The following is a 23,051-nucleotide window of genomic DNA, read 5'->3' as shown; positions in this document are numbered from 1 at the left end:
AGCGGATGTCGGCGACCTTCTCCGCCCTCTCCGCCTCGCTGGTGTTCGCCAGCAGCCGTTCGGCACGACGCATCATGTTCTGGGCGGCGACGGCCTTCGTGGCCTTCGCATGCAGGCGCACGCCCTGGCGCATGAGCCTGTCGGCCTTCTTCTCGGCGACCTCGCGCTCGCGGCGGCGGCGCTCCTCGTCGACGACCCTCTGCCGCAGATACGCCTTCCAGCCCATGGCGTACATGTCGATCTGCCCGCGCTGGGCGTCGAGATGCCATACCTTGGTGACGACCTCGTCGAGCAGCTCGGTGGAGTGCGAGATGACGAGGAAGCCGCCGTCGAAGCGTTTCAGATACCCGCGCAGCCATTCGATGGAGTCGGCGTCGAGATGGTTCGTCGGCTCGTCGAGGATGAGGGTGTCGGCGTCGGAGAAAAGGATGCGGGCGAGCTCCACGCGCCGGCGCTGGCCGCCGGAAAGCGTGCCCAGCCTCTGCTGCATGACCTCCTGGGGCAGACCGAGGCTCGAGGCCATGGCGATGGCCTGGGACTGGGCGGCGTATCCGCCGGCCTTCTCGAAGTCCTGCATGGCGCGGTCGTAGCGGTCCATCGCCTTGCTCATGACGTCCGGGTCGGGGTCGGTCATCTGCGTCTCGGCCCTGCGCAGACGGATGATGATGGAGGCGATGTCGCGGGCGCTCATCATGCGGTCCAGGGCGGTCTGCGCCGGATCGGCCGCATGGGTGTCCTGCGGGAGATAGCCCAGCTTCCCGGAGACACGGACCGCTCCGGCCGTGGGCAGCACGTCGCCGGTGATGACGCGGGTGAGGGTGGTCTTGCCGGCGCCGTTGCGGCCGACCAGCCCGATCTTGTCGCCGGCGGCGACATGGAAATCCGTGGGCCGGAGAATCACCCGCGCCCCTATGCGAATCTCCAGTCCCTTGCCCTCGATAGCCATTCGTCCGCCGCTTCCGTGTCCGCCGTGTGTCCCTCATCCGCCGCGTGCCGTTTCGCAACCGCGACGCAGGCCCCCATGGGTCGCGTCCGCGGGCCACGTCGTCGCGCGTCCCGCCGCCGGTGAGACGCGCGGGTCCATCGGCCCATCATAGCGGCAGGGCGTCCGGACGGCGCCGACGGCGGTCGCCGTCCGCCGTCATCGAACAGGTGTTCGAAAAGGGGCGTCCCCTGCGCTAGTGTGGACACCGCGCAAGGGATGGGACCATGCGGGACGAAGGCGGAGGTCGCGGTGACGACGAGGACGAGGACGACGCGGACGACGGCAAACGGACGGGCTGAGACGACCGAGGCCCCGGGATCCCGGACGACGTCGAGGGATCCGGCGGGGGAGACCCCGACGGCCGCGCCGTCGTCGGCGCCGACGCCCTCGCGGCCCACCTCTGACCGCATACCCCTGATCGCGGGCGACGGCACCCTCGTCGGCGACATGTCCGCCGTGCCGGGGGACCGCAAGATCGTGATCCAGGGGGCGCGGGAGCACAACCTCAAGAACGTCGATCTGGCGATTCCCCGCAACAGGATGGTCGTGTTCACGGGCCTGTCCGGCTCCGGCAAGTCCTCGTTGGCCTTCGACACCCTGTTCGCCGAAGGTCAGCGCCGCTACGTCGAATCCCTGAGCGCCTACGCCCGGCAGTTCCTCGGACAGATGGACAAGCCGGCCGTGGACCTCATCGAGGGTCTGAGCCCCGCGGTGTCCATCGACCAGAAGACGACGAACCGCAATCCGCGCTCGACGGTCGGCACGATCACCGAGATCTACGACTATCTGCGTCTGCTCTTCGCCCGCACGGGCGTGCCGCACTGCCCGGTCTGCGGCTCCCTCATCGCCGCCCAGAGCGCGGACCAGATGGTCGACGAGCTGCTCCGTCTGCCCGACCGCACGCGCTTCCAGATCCTCGCCCCCGTCGTGCGCGGCCGCAAGGGCGAGTTCACCGACCTGCTCGAACAGCTGCGCGGCGACGGATACGCGCGCGCCCTCATCGACGGCGACATGCGTCAGCTCTCCGAGGACATCACCCTCGCCAAGCAGCGCAAGCACACGATCGAGGTCGTCGTCGACCGTCTGGCGATACGAGAGGGCATCCGCCAGCGGCTGACGGATTCCGCGGAGACCGCGCTGAAGCTGTCCGGAGGGACGATGGTCGCCGAGCTCGTCGACCTCGCCGAGGACGACCCGGATCGCCGCAGGCCATTCTCCGAGCATCGGGCCTGCCCGAACGGCCACCCGCTGGAGCTTGACGAGATCGAACCACGGACCTTCTCCTTCAACGCCCCGTACGGCGCCTGCCCCGACTGCACGGGCATCGGCTACAAGCTGGAGATCGATCCGGAACTCGTCATCCCGGACCCCTCGAAAAGCCTCAACGACGGCGCCATCGAGCCCTGGGGCCTGACGAAGGGCACCGGGGAGTACTACCGTCATCTGCTCGAGGGCCTGGCCGACGAGATGGGCTTCGGGATGGACACCCCCTGGGAGCGGCTTCCCGCCAAGGCCCGCAAGGCGATCATGTACGGCCACGACTTCTCCGTCAAGGTCTCCTACCGCAACCGATGGGGGCGCCTGCGCGAGTACTCGACCGGCTTCGAGGGCGCGGTCCGGGCGCTTATGCGGCGGCATGACGAGACGGACTCCGAGCAGATGCGCCAGTACTACGAGTCCTACATGCGCGAGATTCCCTGCCCCACCTGCCAGGGGCGCCGTCTGCGTCCGGAGGTCCTGGCCGTCACGGTGGCCGACAGCTCCATCGCCGACGTATGCGACATGCCCATCGCCCGCAGCCTCGACTGGGTGACGGGTCTGAAGCTGGAGGGCGCGGCGGCGACGATCGCCGGCGAGGTGCTCAAGGAGATCCGGGCCCGTCTCGGCTTTCTCCAGGACGTCGGTCTGGGCTACCTCACGCTCTCCCGCGCGGCGAAGACGCTGTCCGGCGGCGAGGCCCAGCGCATCCGTCTGGCCACGCAGATCGGCTCCGGGCTCGTCGGCGTCATGTACGTGCTGGACGAGCCCTCCATCGGTCTGCACCAGCGGGACAACGCGCGGCTCATCACCACGCTGCACCGCCTGCGTGACCTGGGCAACACCCTCATCGTCGTCGAGCACGACCAGGAGACCATGGAGAAGGCCGACTGGCTGGTGGACGTGGGGCCCGGTGCCGGCGAGCACGGAGGCGAGGTCGTCTTCTCCGGTCCGCCGGAGCGGATCGGCGGAGCCGCCCGGTCGATCACCGGCGACTATCTCACGGGCCGTCGCGCCATCGAGATCCCGAGGACCCGGCGCCCGACGAAGCGGGGGCGCGCCCTCGTCATCCGCGGCGCCAGGGAGAACAACCTCAGGAACATCGACGTGAGCTTCCCTCTTGGCGTCCTCACCTGCGTGACCGGCGTGTCGGGATCCGGAAAGTCCACGCTGGTGAACTCCATCCTCTACCCGGCGCTCGCCGACAGGCTGAACGGGGCGCGGATCGTCCCCGGCAAGCACACGCGCGTCGAAGGCATCGAGCAGTGCGACAAGGTGATCCATGTCGACCAGAACCCCATCGGCCGCACCCCGCGGTCCAATCCGGCCACGTACACGGGAGTGTGGGACAAGATCCGCACGCTGTTCGCGAAGACCCCCGAGGCCCAGGTCCGGGGATACGGCCCGGGGCGGTTCTCCTTCAACGTCAAGGGCGGCCGCTGCGAAACCTGTCACGGCGACGGCACCATCAAGATCGAGATGAACTTCCTGCCGGACGTCTACGTCGAATGCGAGGCCTGCCACGGCAGGCGCTACAACCGCGAGACCCTCGAGGTCACCTGGGACGGCAGGACCGTGGCGGACGTGCTCGACATGCCCATCGAGGAGGCCGCCAGGTTCTTCCGCGCCTATCCCTCGATCTCCCGGTATCTCGACACGCTTGTGAGGGTGGGTCTGGGATACATCCGCCTCGGCCAGCCGGCCCCCACGCTGTCGGGCGGGGAGTCCCAGCGCGTCAAGCTCGCCACCGAGCTGCAGCGCCGGTCGACGGGACGCACCGTGTACATCCTCGACGAGCCCACGACGGGCCTGCATTTCGAGGACGTCCGGCGGCTGCTGCTCGTCCTGCAGGAGCTCGTCGACAAGGGGAACACCGTGATCGTCATCGAACACAACCTCGACGTCGTGAAGTCGGCGGACTGGATCATCGATCTCGGTCCGGAGGGGGGCGAGGGCGGCGGGACCGTCGTGGCCCAGGGGACCCCCGAGCAGGTCGCCGTCCGCACGGAGAGCTGGACGGGGCGCTTCCTGGCCCCGATGCTTGCCCACAGGCCATGACGGGCGACGGGAAGGCGGCCCTCGGCAGGCCGACGAACGTCAACGGAGCCCCGCTGCTCGGCGACTCCCGCGACCTCTTCAGGCCCCGCACCTCGGACATCCCCGCGCGTCCGGGGGTGTACAAATGGCGAGACGGCGAGGGCAGGGTCATCTACGTCGGCAAGGCCAAAAGCCTGCGTCAGCGCCTGACGAACTACTTCCAGGCGCTGGACCAGCTGCATCCGCGGACCCGGACCATGGTGCTCACCGCGCGGAGCCTCGAATGGACCGTCGTCGGCACCGAGCTCGAGGCCCTCACTCTCGAGTACACGTGGATCAAGGAGTTCGACCCGCGCTTCAACGTCGTCTTCCGCGATGACAAGACCTACCCGTACCTCGCCGTCTCCACCGGCGAGACGGTTCCGCGCGTCTGGATCACCCGCAGCCGACGACGCCGGGACTCCCGGTACTTCGGCCCCTACGCGAAGGTCTGGCCCCTGCGCCATAGCCTGGACACGCTTCTCAAGACCTTCCCCGCACGCACCTGCTCCGACGGGGTCTTCCGTCGGGCGAGGCTGTCCGGACGTCCCTGCCTTCTGGCCTCCATCGGCAAGTGCAGCGCCCCCTGCGTCGGAAGGATCGGTCCCGAGGCCCATCGGCGGTTGTGCGAACGGCTTGTGGGCGTGATAAGCGGCAACCTCGGCCGCGGGTATCTGACGACGCTGGACGCCGAGATGCGCCGCGCCAGCGAGACGCTCGACTTCGAGCGCGCGGCCCGGCTGCGTGACGAGATCGCCATGCTGCGCACGGTCGTCGAGCAGAACGCCGTCGTCTTCGACCAGGACGTGGACGCCGACGTCTTCGGCTTCGCCTCGGACGAGCTCGAGGCCTCCGTGCATGCCTTCTTCGTGCGGGCCGGAACCATCCGCGGAGAGCGCAACTGGAGCGTCGAACGGGTGGAGGACATCGACGACCACGAGCTCATGGCCGAGATGATCTCGCAGGTGTACTCGGAGCTGACGGGGGAGTCGCCGTCCACTCCGGCATCGGCGCCCGCGACGGAATCCCCGAGCTCCTCCGTGAGCCCTTTCCGGGACGTCCGGCCGGACGTCCCTTCGCGGCGGTCCGAGGGCGGGGACGCGGCCATCGCGCTCGTCGAACGCCGGGACGCCCTCGGCGTCACGCAGCGGGCGGACGCCGTCGACGAGCGGTCGCGCGCACGGGCGACGCGGAGCCGCCATCTCAGGCAGGAGAGGACGGGACGGGATGACTTCATGTCCCCGATCGCACCCGTTCCTCCGCGCATCGTGGTGCCGGTGGAGCCGGCGCGACGAGAGGCGCTGGAGGACTGGCTGACCGGACTGCGAGGTGCGGCGACAAGGATCGCCGTCTCCAGCAGAGGCGATCTGAAGACGCTGATGGACCGGGCGAACGACAACGCCTCCCAGGCCCTGCAGCGCAGCAAGCTGAGCCGCGTGAACGACATGGGAGCCCGGACCGAGGCCATGCGGCAGGTGGCGGAGGCGCTGGGTCTGGGCAGGGCGCCTCTGCGCATCGAATGCTACGACGTGTCCAACGCCGTGGACGGACGCTTCCAGGTGGCCTCGATGGTGGTTTTCGAGGACGCCATGCCACGGAAGTCGGAATACCGTCGCTTCGAGATCCGCGGGTCGGACGGCGCGGGACGCCTTGACGACCTCGACGCCCTCTACGAGACGCTGTCGCGACGCTTCAGACACGGCAACATCGCGGGCGACTCCGGGGAAAGCATGGAGGCGGACCGCAGGGCCAGGGCATCCGGTGCGAACGCCTCCGAAGCCGTCCAGCAGGACTCCCGTCCGCATCGCTTCGCCTACCGGCCCAATCTCGTCGTCGTCGACGGGGCCCGTCCGCAGGCCGAGGCCGCCGCCCGCGCCATGGCGGACCGTGGAGTGGAGGACGTCGCCGTCTGCGGACTGTCCAAGCGCCTCGAGGAGGTGTGGCTGCCGGGGGAGGAGTATCCGGTCATACTCCCGAGGCAGTCGGAGGGCCTGTACCTGCTCCAGCGCGTCAGGGACGAGTCGCACCGCTTCGCCATCACCTATCACCGGACGGTGCGGCGGCGGGGCGCCCTGCGCTCGGCCCTCGACGATGTTCCGGGGGTCGGCCCCGCCCTCCAGAAGCGGCTTCTCACGGCCTTCGGCTCCGTGCGGCGCATGCGCAACGCGTCGGTCGAGCAGCTCGAGGCCGTGGAGGGCATCGGGCACGCGAGGGCCCTGAGCCTTCGGCGGGCTTTGGACACCGACTCCGCAACCGCCCTGTCCGCCGGTCGAATGGCCGTGGACGGGGAGACCATCCCGGCGGATAGCATGGGGACGACGAAGGAGACGAGATGACGTGGACCGAGCATCGCTGCGCCGTTCTGGGGCATCCCATCGCGCATTCGCTGTCGCCCGTGCTGCATGCCGCGGCCTACGGGGCTCTGGGGCTCCACGGATGGTCCTACGCGCGTGAGGACGTCGAAGAGCCTGCTCTTCCCGGCTTTCTCGAAAGTCGTGACGCCTCCTGGGTGGGTCTGAGCCTGACGATGCCCCTGAAGCGCACCGTCCGCCCCTTCGGAAGCCCCTCCGACCGCTGGTCGAGGGAGCTCGGCGTCTCCAACACGGCCGTGCTGGGCTTCGCACATCCCTCAGCCGAGGCAGATTCGCCGTCGAAGGCCCGCTCCCGGGGAGCGGTCGCCCCCGATTCATCCGCGACGGAACCGACCTCTATCGCGCTGTACAACACGGACGTCCATGGCATCGAACGCGCCATCCGCCACGCCCGGCCGGATTCCCCCTCCGAGGCCGACGTGGTCGTCCTCGGGAACGGCAACACCGCGCTGTCCGCCCTCGCCGCATGCACCATGCTGTTCCGCCGTTCCCGCATCACCGTCCTCGCCCGAAGGCCGCAGAAGCCGACGCCCCTCGAGGGCTTCGCGTCCCGGCATGGGAGGAGCATCGCGGCCTTCCGGTCCCTGCCCCTGTCGGAGGGGATGACGTCATCGATGCTGCCCGACTGCGACCTGGTCATCAGCACCCTCCCTCCCCATGCCGCCGACGATCTGGCCCGCGCCCTCCTCGCCGCCGCGACGACGGCGCGGGGGACGCTGCTCGACGTGGCGTACGATCCCCACCCCAGCCTGCTCCGATCGGTCTGGGAACGTCTGGGCGGGGTGGGGCTCGGCGGCGAGGAGATGCTGCTGTACCAGGCGATCGACCAGGTGGAACTGATGGTCGGTGCGGTTCCTGAAGGACGTGCCCGGCTTGATGCCACGGACCCCCTGGCGGTCGAGGCCGCCATGCGAGATGCGCTGGCCAGAGCGCTGACGCACCGGACCATACGATGAACGACGACGGGGGGGTCGGCATGGGGAACGACGACGAGCAGGACGTGAGGCCCGTGGACGACGACGCATGCGCGACGACGAACGCCGCATCATCCGCGCAGGCGTCGCCGCGCCAGGTGGCCGATTCGGTCGTGCGGCCATCCCCGGGCGTGCCGGGGGAGGTCGTCCCATCACGGGACGACCGGCGCTTCGAGGTGCTTCTCATCACCGGCATGAGCGGTGCGGGACGGTCCCATGCCGCCGACTGCATCGAGGACATGGGCTGGTACGTGGTCGACAACCTGCCGCCCAAGCTGCTCATCCCGCTGGTCGACATGATGACGTCATCGGGATCGAAGGTGCATCGTCTGGCCGCGGTCATCGACGTGCGATCGCGCAGCTACTTCGACGACCTGTCCGCGGTCCTCGGCCATCTGGACGACCTCGGCGTGGCGACTCGCATCCTGTTCCTCGACGCCGCGGACGACGTGCTCATCACGCGCTACGAATCGGTTCGCCGACCGCATCCCCTCCAGCGAGGCAACCGCCTCATCGACGGCATCCATGAGGAGCGCGAGCTGCTGGCCGGTCTCAAGGAGCATGCGGACACGGTTATCGACACCTCCCGGCTGAGCATCCACCAGCTGTCCACCAAGCTCTACGAGGCGATGCTCGGATCCGGACCCTCGACGGTGTCGGTGCACATCTTCAGCTTCGGCTTCAAGTACGGAATTCCGCTGGACGCCGATTTCGTGGCCGACGTGCGCTTCCTGCCGAACCCCTTCTGGATCCCCGCCCTGCGCGACATGACCGGCCGGGACGCCCCCGTCAGCGATTACGTGCTGTCAAGCCCGGGGGCACGGGAGTTCCTCGACTCCTTCGAGCGGACGATCATGGTCGCCGTCGAAGGGTACGCCAAGGAGGACAAGCATTTCGTCACCATCGCCATCGGATGCACGGGCGGCCAGCACCGTTCGGTCGCCGTCGGCGACGAGCTCGCCCGAAGGCTCCGCGCACGGGGGTTGTCGGTGACCGTGTCCGCGCGCGAGCTTCACCGTCGGGGACGGGACTGAGACGGTCCGGTCCGCTGGACCCGCGGACGGGGACAGACAAGGTTGTCCACAACCTTCGGTATCACAGATTGCCGTGGCATGAACGGGTGGAATCCCTCGGCCACCAGAGAGAAGAACGGAATCAGGAGGATGCTCTTGGCACTACTCGATGATGTCAAAAGCGAACTCGCCGCAATCGACAACGATCCTCCCGTTGTCGCCATGGCGCAGGCCGCGGCGATGATGCGATTCGGCGGGGGTCTTCGACCCATGAACAACCAGGCGGTGATCCGCGCCCAGCTGGACTCTCTGGAGGCCTCGCGCTGGCTGCAGCACGCCATCTCGACCTGCTTCCGCCGCCAGGCCGTCGTCACGCCCGTCCTCAGGACGACGCCCGAAGGGCCCGTGAAGCGCTACGCGGTGCTCGTGGAGCACGGAGCCACCGCGCTCGCGCTCCAGGCGGGACTGCTCGACCGCAGGATGCATCTCGTCCAGGGGCTTCCCTCCGACATCCTCACCGGCAACATCGCCCAGGTGAAGGCGGCCTGGCGTGGAGCCTTTCTCGCCCGTGGCTATGTGTCGGAGCCCGGCACGTCCGGGTTCCTCGAGGTCATATGCCCCTCGCAGGAGGCCGCACTGGCTCTGCAGGAGGCGGCACGGCGTCTGGGCATCACGGCGGCCCGCGCCCGCCAGGTCCGTAGCTCGCACCGGGTCACTCTGCAGGACCCGGATGCCATCGAAAGGATGCTCTCCCTCATGGGCGCGTCCAGATCGGCCCGCGAATGGACGGGACGGCGTTCGGACGGCGAGACGAGATCCAAGACGAACCGGCTGGCGAACTTCGACGACGCCAACATGCGCCGCAGCGCGAAGGCCGCCGCGGAGGCCATCGACAAGGTGACGCACGCCTTCGAGATCCTCGGCGACGACGTTCCCGACAATCTCCGCGCGGCGGGCCAGCTCAGGCTCAACCACCCGGAGGCCAGCCTCGAGCAGCTCGGCCGCCAGGCCAATCCGCCGATCACCAAGGATGCGATCGCCGGCCGCATCCGCCGACTGCTCCAACTCGCCGACAAGGTCGCAAAGGCGCGCGGCAGGCGTCAGGCCTGACATCCTCGAAGGCCGCCGGGATCCCCAACCCGGCGGCTTGTTCGTTCGTGCCTGTATCATCTCTGATGGCGCAGCACACACGTCTCGTCCTCCATCGGTCACCACGGCGACGCCCGAATGAGCCGACGGGGGAACGATCAGAAAGGATGCTCATGAAGACACTCAAGGATCTCGGGGATCTGACCGGCAAGCGCGTTCTCGTTCGCGCGGACTTCAACGTTCCCCTGGACGGCGAGACCATCACCGACGACGGCCGCATCCGCGCCGCCCTGCCGACGATCACCACCCTGCGCAAGGAGGGGGCCAGGGTGATTCTCATGGCCCATCTCGGACGCCCGAAGGGCAAGGTCGTCCCCTCCCTGTCCCTGGCCCCCGTCGCCGCCCGTCTCGGCGAGCTGCTCGGCGTGAACGTCCCGCTCGCCGCGGACACCTACGGTCCCGACGCCCAGGCGAAGGTCGCCGCGATGCGGGACGGCGACGTCGTCCTGCTGCAGAACGTCCGGTTCAATCCCGAGGAGACCAGCAAGGACACGGCCGTGCGCGCCGCGTACGCGAAGAGGATCGCGGCTCTCGGCGAGGTGTTCGTCTCCGACGGCTTCGGCGTCGTCCATCGGGCGCAGGGTTCCAATTTCGACGTGGCCGCCGACCTGCCGTCGGCCGCCGGTCTGCTCGTCGAGAAGGAGGTCAGGGCCCTGTCGCGTGCGACGGTGAACCCCGACCGTCCCCTCACCGTGGTGCTCGGCGGCTCGAAGGTCTCCGACAAGCTCGGCGTCATCGAGAACCTGCTGGACAAGGCCAACCGTCTGGTCATCGGCGGCGGGATGGTCTTCACCTTCCTCAAGGCCGAGGGCCATGACGTCGGCACGTCGCTGCTCGAGGAGGACCAGATCGACAAGGTGAAGGGCTACATCGCGACCGCGAAGCAGCGTGGCGTCGAGCTCGTGCTTCCCACGGACATCGTCGTGAACGCCGGATTCCCCACAGGCGACACCCCGATCGACCCTCAGATCGTCCCCGCCGACGCCATTCCCGCCGACCGCATGGGTCTTGACATCGGACCCGCCTCGGCGAAGCTGTTCCACGAGGCGATCGTCGATTCGAAGACCGTGGTCTGGAACGGCCCGATGGGCGTCTTCGAGGTCCCCCAGTTCGCAGAAGGCACCCGTGCCGTCGCACAGGCCCTGGTCGATGCGACCGCCGCAGGCGCGTTCACCATCGTCGGCGGCGGCGATTCCGCCTCCGCGGTGCGCAACCTCGGATTCCCGGAAAGCGGCTTCTCGCACATCTCGACGGGCGGCGGCGCCTCGCTGGAGTTCCTTGAGGGCAGGGAGCTTCCCGGGCTCAAGGTCCTGGAGTAGCATCGACCCCGACGTTCCGGGCACGTCAGGCGGAGTTCGTTCCGACCTGACGTGCCCGTCCGTTATGTGGCATGGGGGAGCGCGCATCGTCATGGGCGCCGGCGACCGAAGCGCTTCGCGGAACGTGACGAAGCGTGGATCGCCGAAAGGGCAGGAGGCGTGGATGACCCGCAAACCGCTGGTGGCCGGAAACTGGAAGATGAACTTCGACCATCTCGAGGCCACCTACTTCGTGCAGAAGCTGGCCTGGCTGCTTCGTGACGCGCGCTTCGACGCACGGCGCTGCGAGGTCGCCCTCATGCCGCCCTTCACAGCCATCCGCAGCGTCCAGGTGCTCGTCGAAGCCGACCGTCTGGACCTCAGCTACGGCGCCCAGGCCGTCTCCGTCACCACGCAGGGGGCGTTCACCGGTGACGTGTCGGCCGACATGCTGTCAAGTCTCGGCTGCACCTACGTGATCGTCGGGCATTCGGAACGGCGTCGGTACCATCCCGAGGACGACGCGAACATCGTCGACCAGGTCAGAGGCGTCCTTGCCGCGGGGATGCACCCGATCCTGTGCGTGGGGGAGGGCTTCGAGGAGCGTCGTGAGGGGATCGCCCTGGACTTCGCCGTCGGACAGGTCAGCGACGTGACGCGGGACCTCTCCGACGAGCAGGCGGCGAACATCCTGGTGGCCTATGAGCCGGTGTGGGCCATCGGCAGCGGTCTTGTCGCGACGCCGGATTCCGCGCAGGAGGCCGCCCGCGCGATCCGTAGGCATATGCGCGGCGTCTTCGGCGACCAGGTCGCTTCCGACGTGAGGGTGCTGTACGGGGGGTCGGTGACCTCCCGCAACGCCGCAGAGCTTATCGCCGAACCGGACGTCGACGGCTTCCTCGTCGGAGGCGCCTCGCTGGACGCCGAGGAGTTCGCCTCCATCGCGCGCATCGTCGAGAAGTCCACGCGGAAGGGCCATGCCGGCCTCGGTCGATAAAGCCGGCGGGCGGTCCAAGGCGGGCGGTGCCGAATCATCACCGTCACATCCGTCGGCGCCCTTCAGGAGAGGACTCGCAGCGGGCGCCCCCGTGGAGTATGGTGGTGTCGTACTCATCGAGTGGGAGGTCCATCCGTGTCAGCAATGGCCGTCGTCAAGCTAGTCCTGCAGATCGTGCTCGTTCTCACGAGCGTGCTTCTCACCCTTCTCATCCTTATGCATAAGGGCAAGGGCGGCGGGCTTTCCGACATGTTCGGCGGCGGTCTGACGCAGAACGCCGGCACTTCGGGCGTCGCCGAGAAGAACCTCAACCGCTGGACCGTCATCATCGCGCTGATCTGGGTGGCCATCATCATCGGTCTGGGACTCATAACCAAGTTCAATCTCGTCTGAGGGCCTATTCGGGCGTGCGTCCATCGTCATCTGGACTTGCCGGTCATGTCGTCGCATCGCACGACCGTATCCAACGCCGTTCCTCTCGTATGACTCCCCTGCTCGTCATGGCCGACCTTGACGGAACCCTTCTCCATGACGCCCCCACCTTCGAGGAGAGGTTCCTCACTCCGCGAACCATCGAAGCGGTGCGCGCCCTTCGTGATGCGGGAGCTCTTTTCGGCGTCTCCACCGCCCGTCCGGTGAGCACCGGACTCCCTCTCGTCGATATGCTTCACCCCGACGTCTGCGTGTATCTCAACGGCGCCCTGATCGATCTGGATCCGCAGTCCTCGGACTTCGGACTGCTCACGTCGGGCAGCCTCCCGGATGACGGACACGTGCTGTCCGTCGGGTTCCCCTCGGCCCGCGGATGCGAGGTATGCCGCATGCTCCTGTCCCGGATACCGGGGCTGCGCATCGGTCTGGTGATGAATGACGTGAGGTACACGAATTTCGACGTTTCCGTGTACTGGAAGACGCAGGTCTTCCGGTACACGGACTTCACCGACGTGCCCGACGGAATGGCCGACAAGATCATCGTCTTCCCCCAGGCGGGCCAGGAGGATATCCTGCGTCCTCTGATTCCCTCCGACTTCGCCGTCGGAGTCTCCGAGGGGGTGATGTGGATGCTCATGCACCCCCGAGCCAACAAGGCTGATTCGCTGCGCACCGTCTGCTCCCGTCTGGACGTTCCCGAAGCGGCGACGGTGGCCTTCGGCGACGACCTCATCGACATCCCCATGCTTCGCGAATCCGGTCTGGGGGTGGCCGTGGCAAACGCCGTGCCGGATGTCCTCTGCGCGGCCGATGCCGTCTGCCGCTCCAACAACGAGGATGGGGTGGCCCGATGGATCGAGGACGAGCTCAGCCTCTGAAGCAACGGACGACCCCGGATGCCCCCGAGACATCACGACCCCGAAACCCACGGACTCACCGGAGGACGAAGGACTCGGCTCAAGGAGGCGTCGTGGTCGACGAACGGACGAGGAAGCCGGACCGAACGAGGAAAAAAGAAGAGACCGGTGGGGTTTCCCACCGGTCTCTTCTCATTCCGTGGCGTCCCGAATGCGGTGCGTCACATCAGGGAATCGGAATCAGGCGTTGACCCGGTCGATCCCGGCCTGGGTGTCGGACAGCACCGAATCCCAGGAGGCGATGAACTTGGCCACACCGTCGGCCTCGAGCTCGTCGGTGACGTCCTTGATGCTGATGCCGAGATCGGCGAGCTTGTCCATGATGGCCTTGCTCTCCTCATAGCTCCCGACGATCGTCGGAGCGCCGTCGCCGTGGTCGGCGAGGGCGTTGAGGGTCTTCTCCGGCATGGTGTTGACCACGAACGGGGCCACGAGCTCGTCGACGTACTTGCAATCGGAGTAGGCGGCGTTCTTGGTGCCGGTGGAGGCCCACAGCGGACGCTGCTTCTTGGCGCCCTTGGCCTCGAGAGCGGCCCAGCGCGGGTCGGAGGCGAACTTCTTCTCGAAAAGCTGGTACGCCAGCCGCGCGTTGGCGACGGCCGCCTTGCCTTCAAGGGCCTTGGCCTCCGCGGAGCCATTGGCCTCGAGCAGCTTGTCGACCGCGGTGTCCACGCGGGAGACGAAGAAGGAGGCGACGGAGCCGATGTGCCCGAGGTCGTGACCGTTGGCGTCAGCCTGCGAGATGCCCTCGATGAAGGCGTCGATGACCTGCTCGTAGCGCTCGATGGAGAAGATCAGGGTCACGTTGACGGAGATGCCCTTCGCCAGCGTCGCGGTGATGGCCGGCAACCCCTCCAGGGTGGCCGGGATCTTGATCATGGCGTTGGGGCGGTTGACCTTCTCCCACAGCTCCACGGCCTGCTTCTTCGTGTTCTCGGTGTCGTGGGCCAGGCGGGGGTCGACCTCGATGGAGACGCGTCCATCGACGAAGTCGGTCCGCTCGGCGACCTCGCGGAAGATGTCGGTGGCGTTGCGCACGTCGGTGGTGGTCAGCTCGCGGACGGCGGTTTCGACGTCGACCCTGCCGAGCTCCTTGAGCTGGGCGTCGTACGGACCGACCTGGCTCAGGGCCTTCTGGAAGATGGAGGGGTTGGTGGTCACGCCGACGACGTTCTTGTTGGCGATGAGATCCTGCAGGGAGCCGGACTCGATGCGGGTGCGGGACAGGTCATCCAGCCAGATCGAGACGCCGGAGTCGCTGGTGCGCTGCGTTGCTGCTGTCATTGTTGTTGTTTCTCCTTCGTTTCCATGGTCATGGAAAACATTCATGGGCGGCGGGGCCCCGCACCCGAAGGGAGCGTCGGACCCCGCCATGGGGATGCTGCCGGATCGCGGGTCAGGCGGCCTTCGCGTCCTCGATGGAGGCCTTCGCCGCCTCGACGACGTGCTCGGCGGTGATGCCGAGGTCGATCATGTTCTGCGCCCCGTCACCCTGCAGGCCGAACTGCTCGATGGAGATGGCCTTGCCGTAGTCGCCGATGTACCTGTACCACGGCATGGCGATCCCGGCCTCGATGGAGACGCGGGCACGGACGGACTTCGGGAGGACCTCCTCCTTGTATTCCTCGTCCTGCTCCTCGAACCACTCCATGGACGGCATCGACACCACCCGGGCCTTGATGCCCTCGGCATCCAGGGTCCTGGCGCCAGCGACGGCCCACTGGACCTCAGAACCGGTGGCGATGATGATGACGTCGGGGGTTCCGTCGGCGTCGACGAGGACGTAGGCGCCCTTGCGGACTCCCTCCCTGGCCTTCGCCTTGGTCTCGTCGAGAGCGGGGACTCCCTGGCGGGTGAGGATCATCGCGGTGGGCAGCGTGTTCTTCTTCTCGAAGAACGCGCGGTAGGCCTCGGCGGTCTCGTAGGCGTCGGCAGGACGCACGACCTCAAGCTGCGGGATGGCGCGGAACGCCGCCAGATGCTCGATGGGCTGATGGGTCGGGCCGTCCTCGCCAAGGGCCACGGAGTCGTGGGTCCACACGTAGAGATTCGGGATCTTCATCAGCGCCGCGAGACGGACGGAGGGCCGCTCGTAGTCGGAGAACTGGAAGAAGGTGCCGTTGAACGGGCGGGTGTCCGAACCGAGCAGGATGCCGTTGGTGATGGCGCCCATGGCGAACTCGCGCACGCCGAAATGCAGCTGGCGTCCGTATTCGGAGGTCTCGGGCCATGTGCGGGTGGCATCGGCGGACGGGCCGAAGGACTTGGCGCCCTTGATATCCGTCTTGTTGGAGCCGCCGAGGTCGGCGGAGCCGCCCCAGAGCTCCGGCATGACCGCGGCGACGGCGTTGAGCACGGCGCCGGAGGAACCGCGCGTGGCGGCCTTGGATCCGGGCTCCAGACCCGCCTCCAGGTCGTCGATGGCCTTGTCGAAGCCCTCGGGCAGCTCGCCGGCCTTCAGACGGTCGTACAGGGCGGCCTTGTCGGGATTCGCCTTGCGCCAGGCGGAGAACCTCTCGTCCCAGGCCTTGTGAGCGGCAAGACCGCGCTCGGCGACCTTGCGGGCGTGGGCCAGGGCATCCTCGTCGACGGGGAAGTCGACGTCGGGGTCGAAGCCGAGAAGCTTCTTGAGCCCCGCCACGGCCTCGGCGCCCAGCTTGGAGCCATGGGCGGCCTCGTTGTTCGTCTTGCCGGGGGTCGGCCACGCGATGAGGGTGTCGACCTTGATGAACTTCGGGCGGTCGGTGACCTTCGCGGCCTTGTCGAGCGCGGCGGCCAGAGCCTGGACGTCCTCCTTGTAGGAGCCGTCGGGCTGGATGAAGCTCACCTCGTCGGTGTACCAGCCGTACGCCTCATAGCGCCTGAGGATGTCCTCGGAGAACGTGAGCTTGGTATCGCCCTCGATCTGGATGTGGTTGGCGTCGAAGATGACGGTGAGGTTGCCGAGCTTCTGGTTGCCGGCGAGGGAGCTGGCCTCGGAGGAGACGCCCTCCTCGACGTCGCCTTCGCCGCAGATGACCCACACCTTATGGTCGAACGGGGAGGTGCCGGCGGGGGCGTCGGGGTCAAGCAGACCGCGCTCGAAGCGCTGGCCGTAGGCGAAGCCGACGGCGGAGGCGAGTCCCTGGCCGAGCGGGCCGGTCGTCATCTCGATGCCCGGGGTCAGGCCGTACTCCGGATGGCCCGGCGTGCGGGTGTCGGAGCCGCCGCGGAAGTACTTGAGGTCATCGAGGGTCAGGCCGTAGCCCGAGAAGTACAGCTGCACGTACTGGGTGAGCGAGGCGTGTCCCCCGGAGAGGATGAAGCGGTCGCGGCCGGCCCACTGCGGGTCGTTGGGGTCATGCGTGATGTAGTGCTGGTACAGGGTGTAGGCGATAGGGGCCAGAGAGACCGGGGAGCCCGGGTGGCCGTGTCCGGCTCTCTCCACCGCATCGGCGGAGAGGACCTTGGCCATTTTGACGGCGCGCTCGTCCAGTTCAGACCAGGTGAAATCGGTCATAGATGATCTACTTTCCTTCCCAATTCCGGGGATACCTCGGGCGCCAGGCCTCCGGCTTGCGCCGTGCCATGACCTCCCTCGCATTGCGTCTTCATGCTAGTCGGGACAGACGACGTCTTCCGTCGGGAAAGGCGTGTTCGCAAGGCCGCGACGAGCGGGCGCGAGGTCCTCCCGTGACGAAATCGTTAGCAGTCGTGACGCCGGAGTGCTAAAACTGGTGAAAAGCCGGAAGGGGCACGACGCCGCGGAATAATTGCCCGGGCGCGACCCGCGGCGGAGAAGGGAGGCGGCCATGCAGTCGCGGCGCATGACTGTTCTGCGCGCGATCGTCGGGGACTACATACGCTCCCAGGAACCCGTGGGATCCTCCTCGCTCGCGCATCACCATGACCTCGGGGTCAGCTCCGCCACGATCCGCAACGACATGGCGGCGCTGGAGGACGAGGGCTACCTCGTCCAGCCCCACACCTCGGCGGGGAGGATCCCCACCGAGAAGGGATACCGCTATTTCGTCGACCGTCTGTCCACGGTGGTGCCCCTCTCGTCCGCGCAGAGACGCGGCATCGCGAACTTCCTCCGCGGCTCGGTGAGCCTTCAGGACACGCTGCGTCGCGCGGCCCGTCTTCTGGCCGACATCACCGGGCAGGTGGCCGTCGTCGCCTCGCCCTCCCTGTCGAAGTCGACGCTCAGACACGTCGAGATGGTGCCCGTGTCCGCGGAGACGCTGCTCGCCGTGGTCATCACGGACAGCGGCAGGGTCGCCCAGCATCTCATGCGGGCGGAGCCCATGCCCGACGACGGCACGCTGACCGGCTTCTGCCGCGCGGTGAACACGGAGGCGGCCGGACTCTCCCTGGCTCGGGCGGCCAACCGCATCCGCCTCGTCGTCGGCTCCGACGTGCGCGCCCTGGCGGAGACCCTCGCCGGCACGCTCGAGGACATGGCCGTCGACGAACGCGAGTCCGAACTGTACCTGGCGGGGACCTCCCGACTGGCCCAGCAGACCAGTGCGACCGATCTCGCGCCGCTGTTCGACGCACTCGAGGAGCAGGTGGTGCTGATGAAGCTCATGAACGCCCTGAGCGAGGAGAGGTCGGACACGGGCGTCGGCGTCGCGATCGGCTCGGAGACCGGCGCGACCGAACTGCGCAACGCCTCCGTGGTCACCAGCGGGTACGGGCACACGCTGGTCGCTTCGAGCCGCGGGGACGGAACCGACCGATCGCATCCGCTGGCCTTCGTGGGGTCGATCGGACCCACCCATATGGACTACGCGGCCACCATCGCGGCGGTGAGGGCGGTGGCCCGCTATCTCACCGCCTTCATCACGCCGTCGGACGACAAGGACGCCACCTGACGCGCCCGCATGGCACAATATGACCGGAACAAGCGACGAAGGACGGGCAGTGACGGACTACTACGAGGTTCTGGGCGTCGAGCGCACGGCGAGCGACGAGGAGATCAAGAAGGCCTACCGGCGGATGAGCCGCAAGTACCATCCCGACATCGCCGGGCCCGAGTACGAGGACAAGTTCAAGGAGGTCAACAGCGCCTACGACGTGCTCTCGAACCCCGACAAGCGACGCATGTACGACTCCGGCGTCGACCCCAACGACCCGGGAGCGTCATCGGCGCCACAGGGGTTCGGCATGGGCGATGTCGGCGACATCTTCGGCCAGTTCTTCGGTGGGGCCTTCGGCGGCGGGCAGTCGCAGGGTCCCACGCCCCGCACGCAGCCGGGGCGCGACGCCCTCGCCCAGGCCTCGATCGACCTCAGGACGGCGGTCTTCGGAGGAACCGCCCACGTCAGGATCAGCACCTTCGGACTGTGCGGCGAATGCTCGGGCACCGGCACGGCATCGGGGGAGAAGCCGACGACCTGCCCGGAATGCCACGGGTCCGGATACCGCCAGAGGGTGGTGCGCACGCTGCTCGGCCAGATGATGACGACGGCCCCCTGCGAAAGATGCTCCGGACACGGCACCATCATCGAGCATCCCTGCCCGTCCTGCCTGGGACACGGCCGCGTGAGGGTCACCCGTGAGGTCGGCGTGACCATCCCCGCGGGCATCGGCGACGACACGCGCCTGCGGCTCGCCAACCAGGGCGAGGTCGGTGAGGGCGGCGGAGCCGCAGGGGACCTCTACATCGACGTGAGCATTCGCAGGGACAAGCGCTTCACCCGCCAGGGCGACGATCTGCACTGCTGGATCCGGATTCCCATGACCTGGGCCGTTCTCGGCCACAGGACGGACATCGACACCCTCGACGGCAAGCAGACGGTGGACATCCCCGCCGGATCCCAGCCGGAGGACGTCACCACCCTCAAGGGGCTTGGCGTGACGCGCCTGCGCAGACCGTCCGAACGCGGCGACCTCATCGTCCATCTCCAGGTCGAGATCCCTGGACGCATCAGCGAGAAGGAACGACGCCTCATCGAGGACTTCGCCTCGAGCCACGACGGGAGCGCGGACGATTCCGGCCCGGCTCCCCGATCCTCCGTCGAAGGCGGACGCAAGGGGTTCTTCGACAAGATCCGCGACGTCCTCGGCTGAGAGCCCTGGCCACCGTCATGTCGCTGGTCCCGCGCTAGCCCTCCTTCAACAGCGACCGGCACATGGCCCGGTACTCGCTGACGTACCCGCCGCCGAAGAACACGCAGTGCCCGGCGATGGGATACAGCTGCCAGAGCGTGCGCCTCTCCCGCCATCCGGCGGCGAGGGGATGCACGCTCTGGTAACCGTCAAGGATGGAGCCCAGCGAGGTCATGCCGAACAGGTCCAGCATGGCGAGATCCTCCTCGCGATGCCCTCCATGAGCGGCCGGATCGATGAGAACGGCCTCGACGCCTCCGTCCGCGGCGCCGGTCCACATGACGTTGCCGCTCCACAGATCCCCGTGCACGCGGCTGGGGGAGTCGTCACCCGCAGGCCCGAGCAGATCCGGCAGCCTGCCGATGACCCGCTCGGTGAGCTCGACGTCGGAACGGTCGAGGGAGCCGCGGGAGACGCCCATCTCGACCATGGGACGCAGACGTCCCTGCGCAAGATACGTCGCCGGATCGCTCCACTCGCCGACATCCATGGGGACCGGGTCCTGCAGGGGACCGAAATAGCAGGTCCCGTCATAGCCTTCTGGGGCCGCGCCGAAGCAGTCCGCCCCGCTGTCATGCATCCTGGCGAGCCCCGCGCCGAAGGCCCATGCCGCGCGGACGGTGGGGGAGACCGGCTCCACGCGCTCGATGTCGAGATGATCATCGCCCCATCCGTACACCTTCACGACACGAGGCCCGCCCTGGGCAGTCGCCTGCCCAAGCCATTTCAGACCCCTGCCCTCACATTCGAAGAAGCCCTTCGGGGCGAAGGCCCTGCTTTTTCTGTACGTGGACATTCCAGCCTCCCGGTCTATGGCCTTTTGCATGGCGACTCAAAGCACGCCGGAACGACCCCGGCACACCTCCCATGGCACCTCTTCAGACTCGTCTCCCACGGCGACAACATACGGCCGGTCATGCGACGTCGCACCGCACGGCCACCTCGGCGGGTATGGTATGTCACGGCATGGCAGGTCCGCCCGACGGGAGGGACCGGCCGAGGCACGGCGGAAAGGACACCATGAACTTCTTCCAGGCGATTATCCTCGGGCTGGTGCAGGCGCTGACGGAATACCTACCGGTGTCCTCCAGCGCACATATCCGCATCATCGGCGACCTCATGATCGGGTCCGACCCGGGAGCCGCGTTCACGGCCATCATCCAGCTGGGCACCGAGCTGGCCGTCATCCTTTACTTCCGGCATGACATCGCAAGGATCCTCACCCACTGGTGGCGCTGCCTCATGGGACGCAACGGCCGGGACCGCGCCCATCGCCTCGGAGCGGGGGACCGAGACGCGGCCCTGGGCTGGTACATCATCATCGGCACCCTTCCCATCGTCATCGCCGGTCTGCTTTTCCAGAACGTCATCGAGACCACCCTGCGCAATCTGTGGATCACCGTCACGGTTCTGCTGGTGTTCGGTGTGATTCTGTGGATCATGGACGCCCGCTCACGACAGATCAGGACGATGAACGACATGACGGCGAAGGACGCGCTGCTGTTCGGCATCGGGCAGATGCTCGCCCTCATCCCCGGAGTCTCCCGTTCCGGAGGGACCATCACCTTCGGCCGCGCGATGGGGTACACGCGCGAGGCGGCGGTCCGCGTGAGCTTCCTCATGGCCATCCCGGCGGTGTTCGGCGCCGGCATCCTCGAGGGGGTCAAGGCGCTGCATGACTACAAGGCGGATGCGATGTTCCCAGGCTGGGGGGCGACGATAGCGGCCACGGTCGTGAGCTTCGTCGTGGGATACGTCGTCATCATCGGGTTCCTGCGCTTCGTGTCGACGTTCTCGTACCGCGCCTTCGCGATCTATCGCATCGTCCTCGCGATCGTGGTCGCGCTGCTGCTCATCTCCGGGGTGCTTCCCGCCCTCGACTGAAACCCCGGGGCGCGGGGTGGGTCCCTGCGGCGTCGCCGGGACCGCGCGGGCAGGGATGAGCCCCCCCCCCCCCGCATGCTCATCGTCAGTCGCAGCCGCAGTCCTCGGAAGGCGTGCCGCCGTTCCTTTCGCCTCTCCCGCCCATGCGTCGCAGATAGTCCTCGGTCTCGTGCACCAGCTGCTCGGCCTGCACGGTCCCCGGCGAAGCCACATGCCGCGCGTGGCTCGCCCTGTCGTAGTCGGTCTCGAGTCGTCCGACGTAGTCGGCCAGCTCGTCGTTGCATCGCGCCAGAACAGACGCCTGCGAGCGCCATGCCTCCGCCTTCTGCGCCAGATCGCCCTGGTCCAGGTCGGTCCCGATCACGCAGGAAAGACCGTCGAGCATCTGCAGGGTCCCCTGCGGGCAGTCGTCGCTTCCGAGGTACTTGGGGACGGATACCCACATGCTGGTCGTGTCCAGCCCCTCCTCGTCCGCCATGCCATCCAGCACCGTGGGAATCCCCACGGGACCGTTGTACTCACGGTCCATATCGCAGGTGCACTGGGAGTCGGACACGTCCAGGGGGAGCGGCCGGGTGTGGGGACAGTCGGCGAACATCGATCCCAGGGTCACGATGCGATCCACGTCGAGCTCCTCGGCGATCCGCAGGCTCTGTCGGCAGTATTCGATCCACCGATAGTTGGGCTCGGGAGCGATCTGCGCGTACAGCCGACCTTTCTCCCCCATGTCGACCTCGTAGAAGGTGGTCTGCGGCCAGAGGATGCGCGCGCGACCGGTGACGTGGCACATCATGGGCCGCGCCACCTGATAGTCGTAGTAGCCGTCGCAGCGGATGTGGCGCACCTCCCGGGACTCATAGCGCGCGACGAGGTGTCGCACGACGTTCGTCGCGGACTGGCACGCGTCGTTCCACCCCTCGAAGGCCACGACCAGCGTCGTCTTCGGATCTCTCCCGTCAGCACCCATAGGAACCAATGTAACCGGGAGGACATGGCCCGGAACGCATGCCGCCCGTCTTCAGCCATCGGTGAATGGTCGCCGGACGCCTCGACCCGGGATACGACACGCGCATTTGCCACAGGATGGGTTGTCGTTTACAGTAGTGCCTCGTGCTTCGGCGGCCAGTCGGAGAGCATCGCGGACATAGCTTAGTTGGTAAAGCGCGACCTTGCCAAGGTCGAGAGCGCGGGTTCGAGTCCCGTTGTCCGCTCTAAGGTCCGAGGAGTTGATGACCTTACGGTGGGTTAGCCAAGCGGTTAGGCAGCGGCCTGCAAAGCCGTATAGACGAGTTCGACTCTCGTACCCACCTCTCATGAAACAGAATCGTATGTTCTGCGGAATGGTATGACCCGGGCGGTTGGCGCAGAGGTAGCGCACTTCCCTGACACGGAAGGGGTCACAAGTTCGAATCTTGTATCGCCCACACGGAACGGGGGTGGACGCCGGAAGACCGGCGTCCACCCCCGGGCTGACAGCCGGGTGATTGGCGCAGCGGCTAGCGCACTTCCTTCACACGGAAGGGGTCGTAGGTTCGATTCCTACATCACCCACCCGAATCGCCCGACCGGCGCGATATCCATGGTTCGACTCATGGATATCGCGC

16 protein-coding genes, 4 tRNA genes and 1 pseudogene are annotated in these 23,051 nt (G+C 67.5%); 16 read left to right on the top strand and 5 right to left on the bottom strand.

From position 1 onward, the window contains the following. On the bottom strand, positions 1-946 hold a 946-nt coding region (locus tag RWX87_RS00945; protein WP_314685917.1), incomplete at its 3' end, for an ATP-binding cassette domain-containing protein. Between the two features lie 447 nt (positions 947-1,393). On the opposite strand from RWX87_RS00945, the gene uvrA reads away from it, so the two are divergent. From uvrA to RWX87_RS00900, 9 genes and pseudogenes are all read left to right on the top strand, one after another. Further along, positions 1,394-4,300 carry an excinuclease ABC subunit UvrA gene (uvrA, locus tag RWX87_RS00940; protein WP_314685931.1) on the top strand — a complete coding sequence of 969 codons (2,907 nt, stop codon included), beginning with the start codon at positions 1,394-1,396 and terminating at the stop codon, positions 4,298-4,300. Continuing rightward, positions 4,297-6,654, top strand: a complete 2,358-nt coding sequence (uvrC, locus tag RWX87_RS00935) for an excinuclease ABC subunit UvrC (protein WP_314685916.1) — start codon at positions 4,297-4,299, stop codon at positions 6,652-6,654. Before uvrA ends, uvrC begins: the two co-directional genes overlap by 4 nt. Continuing rightward, positions 6,651-7,646, top strand: coding sequence for a shikimate dehydrogenase (locus RWX87_RS00930; protein ID WP_314685914.1), 996 nt, complete (start codon positions 6,651-6,653; stop codon positions 7,644-7,646). The genes uvrC and RWX87_RS00930 overlap by 4 nt, the downstream gene beginning before the upstream one ends. A gap of 188 nt (positions 7,647-7,834) precedes the next feature. Then, positions 7,835-8,698: pseudogene (gene rapZ / locus RWX87_RS00925) on the top strand (RNase adapter RapZ); the annotation flags it as partial. A gap of 135 nt (positions 8,699-8,833) precedes the next feature. Further along, positions 8,834-9,787, top strand: coding sequence for a DNA-binding protein WhiA (gene whiA / locus RWX87_RS00920; RefSeq protein WP_314685912.1), 954 nt, complete (start codon positions 8,834-8,836; stop codon positions 9,785-9,787). 152 nt (positions 9,788-9,939) lie between these two features. Further along, positions 9,940-11,145, top strand: coding sequence for a phosphoglycerate kinase (locus tag RWX87_RS00915; protein WP_314685910.1), 1,206 nt, complete (start codon positions 9,940-9,942; stop codon positions 11,143-11,145). A gap of 163 nt (positions 11,146-11,308) precedes the next feature. Continuing rightward, a complete protein-coding gene (gene tpiA, locus RWX87_RS00910) occupies positions 11,309-12,121 on the top strand; it encodes a triose-phosphate isomerase (RefSeq protein ID WP_314685908.1) in 813 nt (270 codons plus the stop codon). Positions 12,122-12,265: 144 nt separating this feature from the next. Next, positions 12,266-12,514 carry a preprotein translocase subunit SecG gene (secG, locus tag RWX87_RS00905; protein WP_314685928.1) on the top strand — a complete coding sequence of 83 codons (249 nt, stop codon included), beginning with the start codon at positions 12,266-12,268 and terminating at the stop codon, positions 12,512-12,514. Between the two features lie 89 nt (positions 12,515-12,603). After that, entirely contained in the window at positions 12,604-13,431 is an 828-nt protein-coding gene (locus RWX87_RS00900) for an HAD hydrolase family protein (RefSeq protein ID WP_314685906.1), read from the top strand. A gap of 219 nt (positions 13,432-13,650) precedes the next feature. On the opposite strand, the gene tal is transcribed toward RWX87_RS00900, so the two are convergent. Continuing rightward, entirely contained in the window at positions 13,651-14,754 is a 1,104-nt protein-coding gene (gene tal / locus RWX87_RS00895) for a transaldolase (protein ID WP_314685904.1), read from the bottom strand. 112 nt (positions 14,755-14,866) lie between these two features. Then, positions 14,867-16,969: a transketolase gene (gene tkt, locus RWX87_RS00890; protein WP_314685902.1), complete on the bottom strand. Its 2,103-nt coding sequence runs from the start codon at positions 16,967-16,969 to the stop codon at positions 14,867-14,869. Between the two features lie 292 nt (positions 16,970-17,261). On the opposite strand from tkt, the gene hrcA reads away from it, so the two are divergent. Then, positions 17,262-18,326: a heat-inducible transcriptional repressor HrcA gene (hrcA, locus tag RWX87_RS00885; protein ID WP_314685900.1), complete on the top strand. Its 1,065-nt coding sequence runs from the start codon at positions 17,262-17,264 to the stop codon at positions 18,324-18,326. A 49-nt stretch (positions 18,327-18,375) separates the two neighbouring features. Continuing rightward, on the top strand, positions 18,376-19,524 hold the full coding sequence (gene dnaJ / locus RWX87_RS00880) for a molecular chaperone DnaJ (RefSeq protein WP_314685899.1): 1,149 nt from the start codon (positions 18,376-18,378) through the stop codon (positions 19,522-19,524). 34 nt (positions 19,525-19,558) lie between these two features. Here dnaJ and RWX87_RS00875 read toward each other — a convergent pair whose 3' ends face one another. Further along, positions 19,559-20,359 (bottom strand): fructosamine kinase family protein, encoded by an 801-nt coding sequence (locus RWX87_RS00875; RefSeq protein ID WP_314685898.1) that lies wholly within the window; start codon positions 20,357-20,359, stop codon positions 19,559-19,561. A gap of 224 nt (positions 20,360-20,583) precedes the next feature. On the opposite strand from RWX87_RS00875, the gene RWX87_RS00870 reads away from it, so the two are divergent. Beyond that, entirely contained in the window at positions 20,584-21,447 is an 864-nt protein-coding gene (locus RWX87_RS00870; RefSeq protein ID WP_314685896.1) for an undecaprenyl-diphosphate phosphatase, read from the top strand. An 85-nt stretch (positions 21,448-21,532) separates the two neighbouring features. On the opposite strand, the gene RWX87_RS00865 is transcribed toward RWX87_RS00870, so the two are convergent. Next, positions 21,533-22,414 carry a PAC2 family protein gene (locus tag RWX87_RS00865; protein WP_314685894.1) on the bottom strand — a complete coding sequence of 294 codons (882 nt, stop codon included), beginning with the start codon at positions 22,412-22,414 and terminating at the stop codon, positions 21,533-21,535. 171 nt (positions 22,415-22,585) lie between these two features. Between RWX87_RS00865 and RWX87_RS00860 the strand changes: the two genes are divergently transcribed. From RWX87_RS00860 to RWX87_RS00845, 4 genes are all read left to right on the top strand, one after another. Further along, positions 22,586-22,658: transfer RNA gene (locus RWX87_RS00860), tRNA-Gly, on the top strand. Between the two features lie 28 nt (positions 22,659-22,686). Then, positions 22,687-22,757, top strand: a tRNA-Cys gene (locus RWX87_RS00855). Positions 22,758-22,799: 42 nt separating this feature from the next. Then, positions 22,800-22,871, top strand: a tRNA-Val gene (locus RWX87_RS00850). Between the two features lie 54 nt (positions 22,872-22,925). After that, positions 22,926-22,998, top strand: a tRNA-Val gene (locus RWX87_RS00845). Positions 22,999-23,051 lie beyond the last annotated feature (53 nt).

Source organism: uncultured Bifidobacterium sp., from assembly GCF_963540075.1.
GTDB lineage: Bacteria > Actinomycetota > Actinomycetes > Actinomycetales > Bifidobacteriaceae > Bifidobacterium.
This window is presented reverse-complemented; position numbering and strand designations above follow the sequence as displayed.

What these genes read in the sequence shown, in the direction of transcription:
- uvrC (WP_314685916.1), top strand. Translation starts at nt 4,297, where the DNA reads ATGACGGGCGACGGGAAGGCGGCCCTCGGCAGGCCGACGAACGTCAAC.
- RWX87_RS00930 (WP_314685914.1), top strand. Translation starts at nt 6,651, where the DNA reads ATGACGTGGACCGAGCATCGCTGCGCCGTTCTGGGGCATCCCATCGCG.
- RWX87_RS00915 (WP_314685910.1), top strand. Translation starts at nt 9,940, where the DNA reads ATGAAGACACTCAAGGATCTCGGGGATCTGACCGGCAAGCGCGTTCTC.
- tpiA (WP_314685908.1), top strand. Translation starts at nt 11,309, where the DNA reads ATGACCCGCAAACCGCTGGTGGCCGGAAACTGGAAGATGAACTTCGAC.
- secG (WP_314685928.1), top strand. Translation starts at nt 12,266, where the DNA reads ATGGCCGTCGTCAAGCTAGTCCTGCAGATCGTGCTCGTTCTCACGAGC.
- RWX87_RS00900 (WP_314685906.1), top strand. Translation starts at nt 12,604, where the DNA reads ATGACTCCCCTGCTCGTCATGGCCGACCTTGACGGAACCCTTCTCCAT.
- tal (WP_314685904.1), bottom strand. Translation starts at nt 14,754, where the DNA reads ATGACAGCAGCAACGCAGCGCACCAGCGACTCCGGCGTCTCGATCTGG.
- tkt (WP_314685902.1), bottom strand. Translation starts at nt 16,969, where the DNA reads ATGACCGATTTCACCTGGTCTGAACTGGACGAGCGCGCCGTCAAAATG.
- hrcA (WP_314685900.1), top strand. Translation starts at nt 17,262, where the DNA reads ATGCAGTCGCGGCGCATGACTGTTCTGCGCGCGATCGTCGGGGACTAC.
- RWX87_RS00875 (WP_314685898.1), bottom strand. Translation starts at nt 20,359, where the DNA reads ATGTCCACGTACAGAAAAAGCAGGGCCTTCGCCCCGAAGGGCTTCTTC.
- RWX87_RS00870 (WP_314685896.1), top strand. Translation starts at nt 20,584, where the DNA reads ATGAACTTCTTCCAGGCGATTATCCTCGGGCTGGTGCAGGCGCTGACG.
- RWX87_RS00865 (WP_314685894.1), bottom strand. Translation starts at nt 22,414, where the DNA reads ATGGGTGCTGACGGGAGAGATCCGAAGACGACGCTGGTCGTGGCCTTC.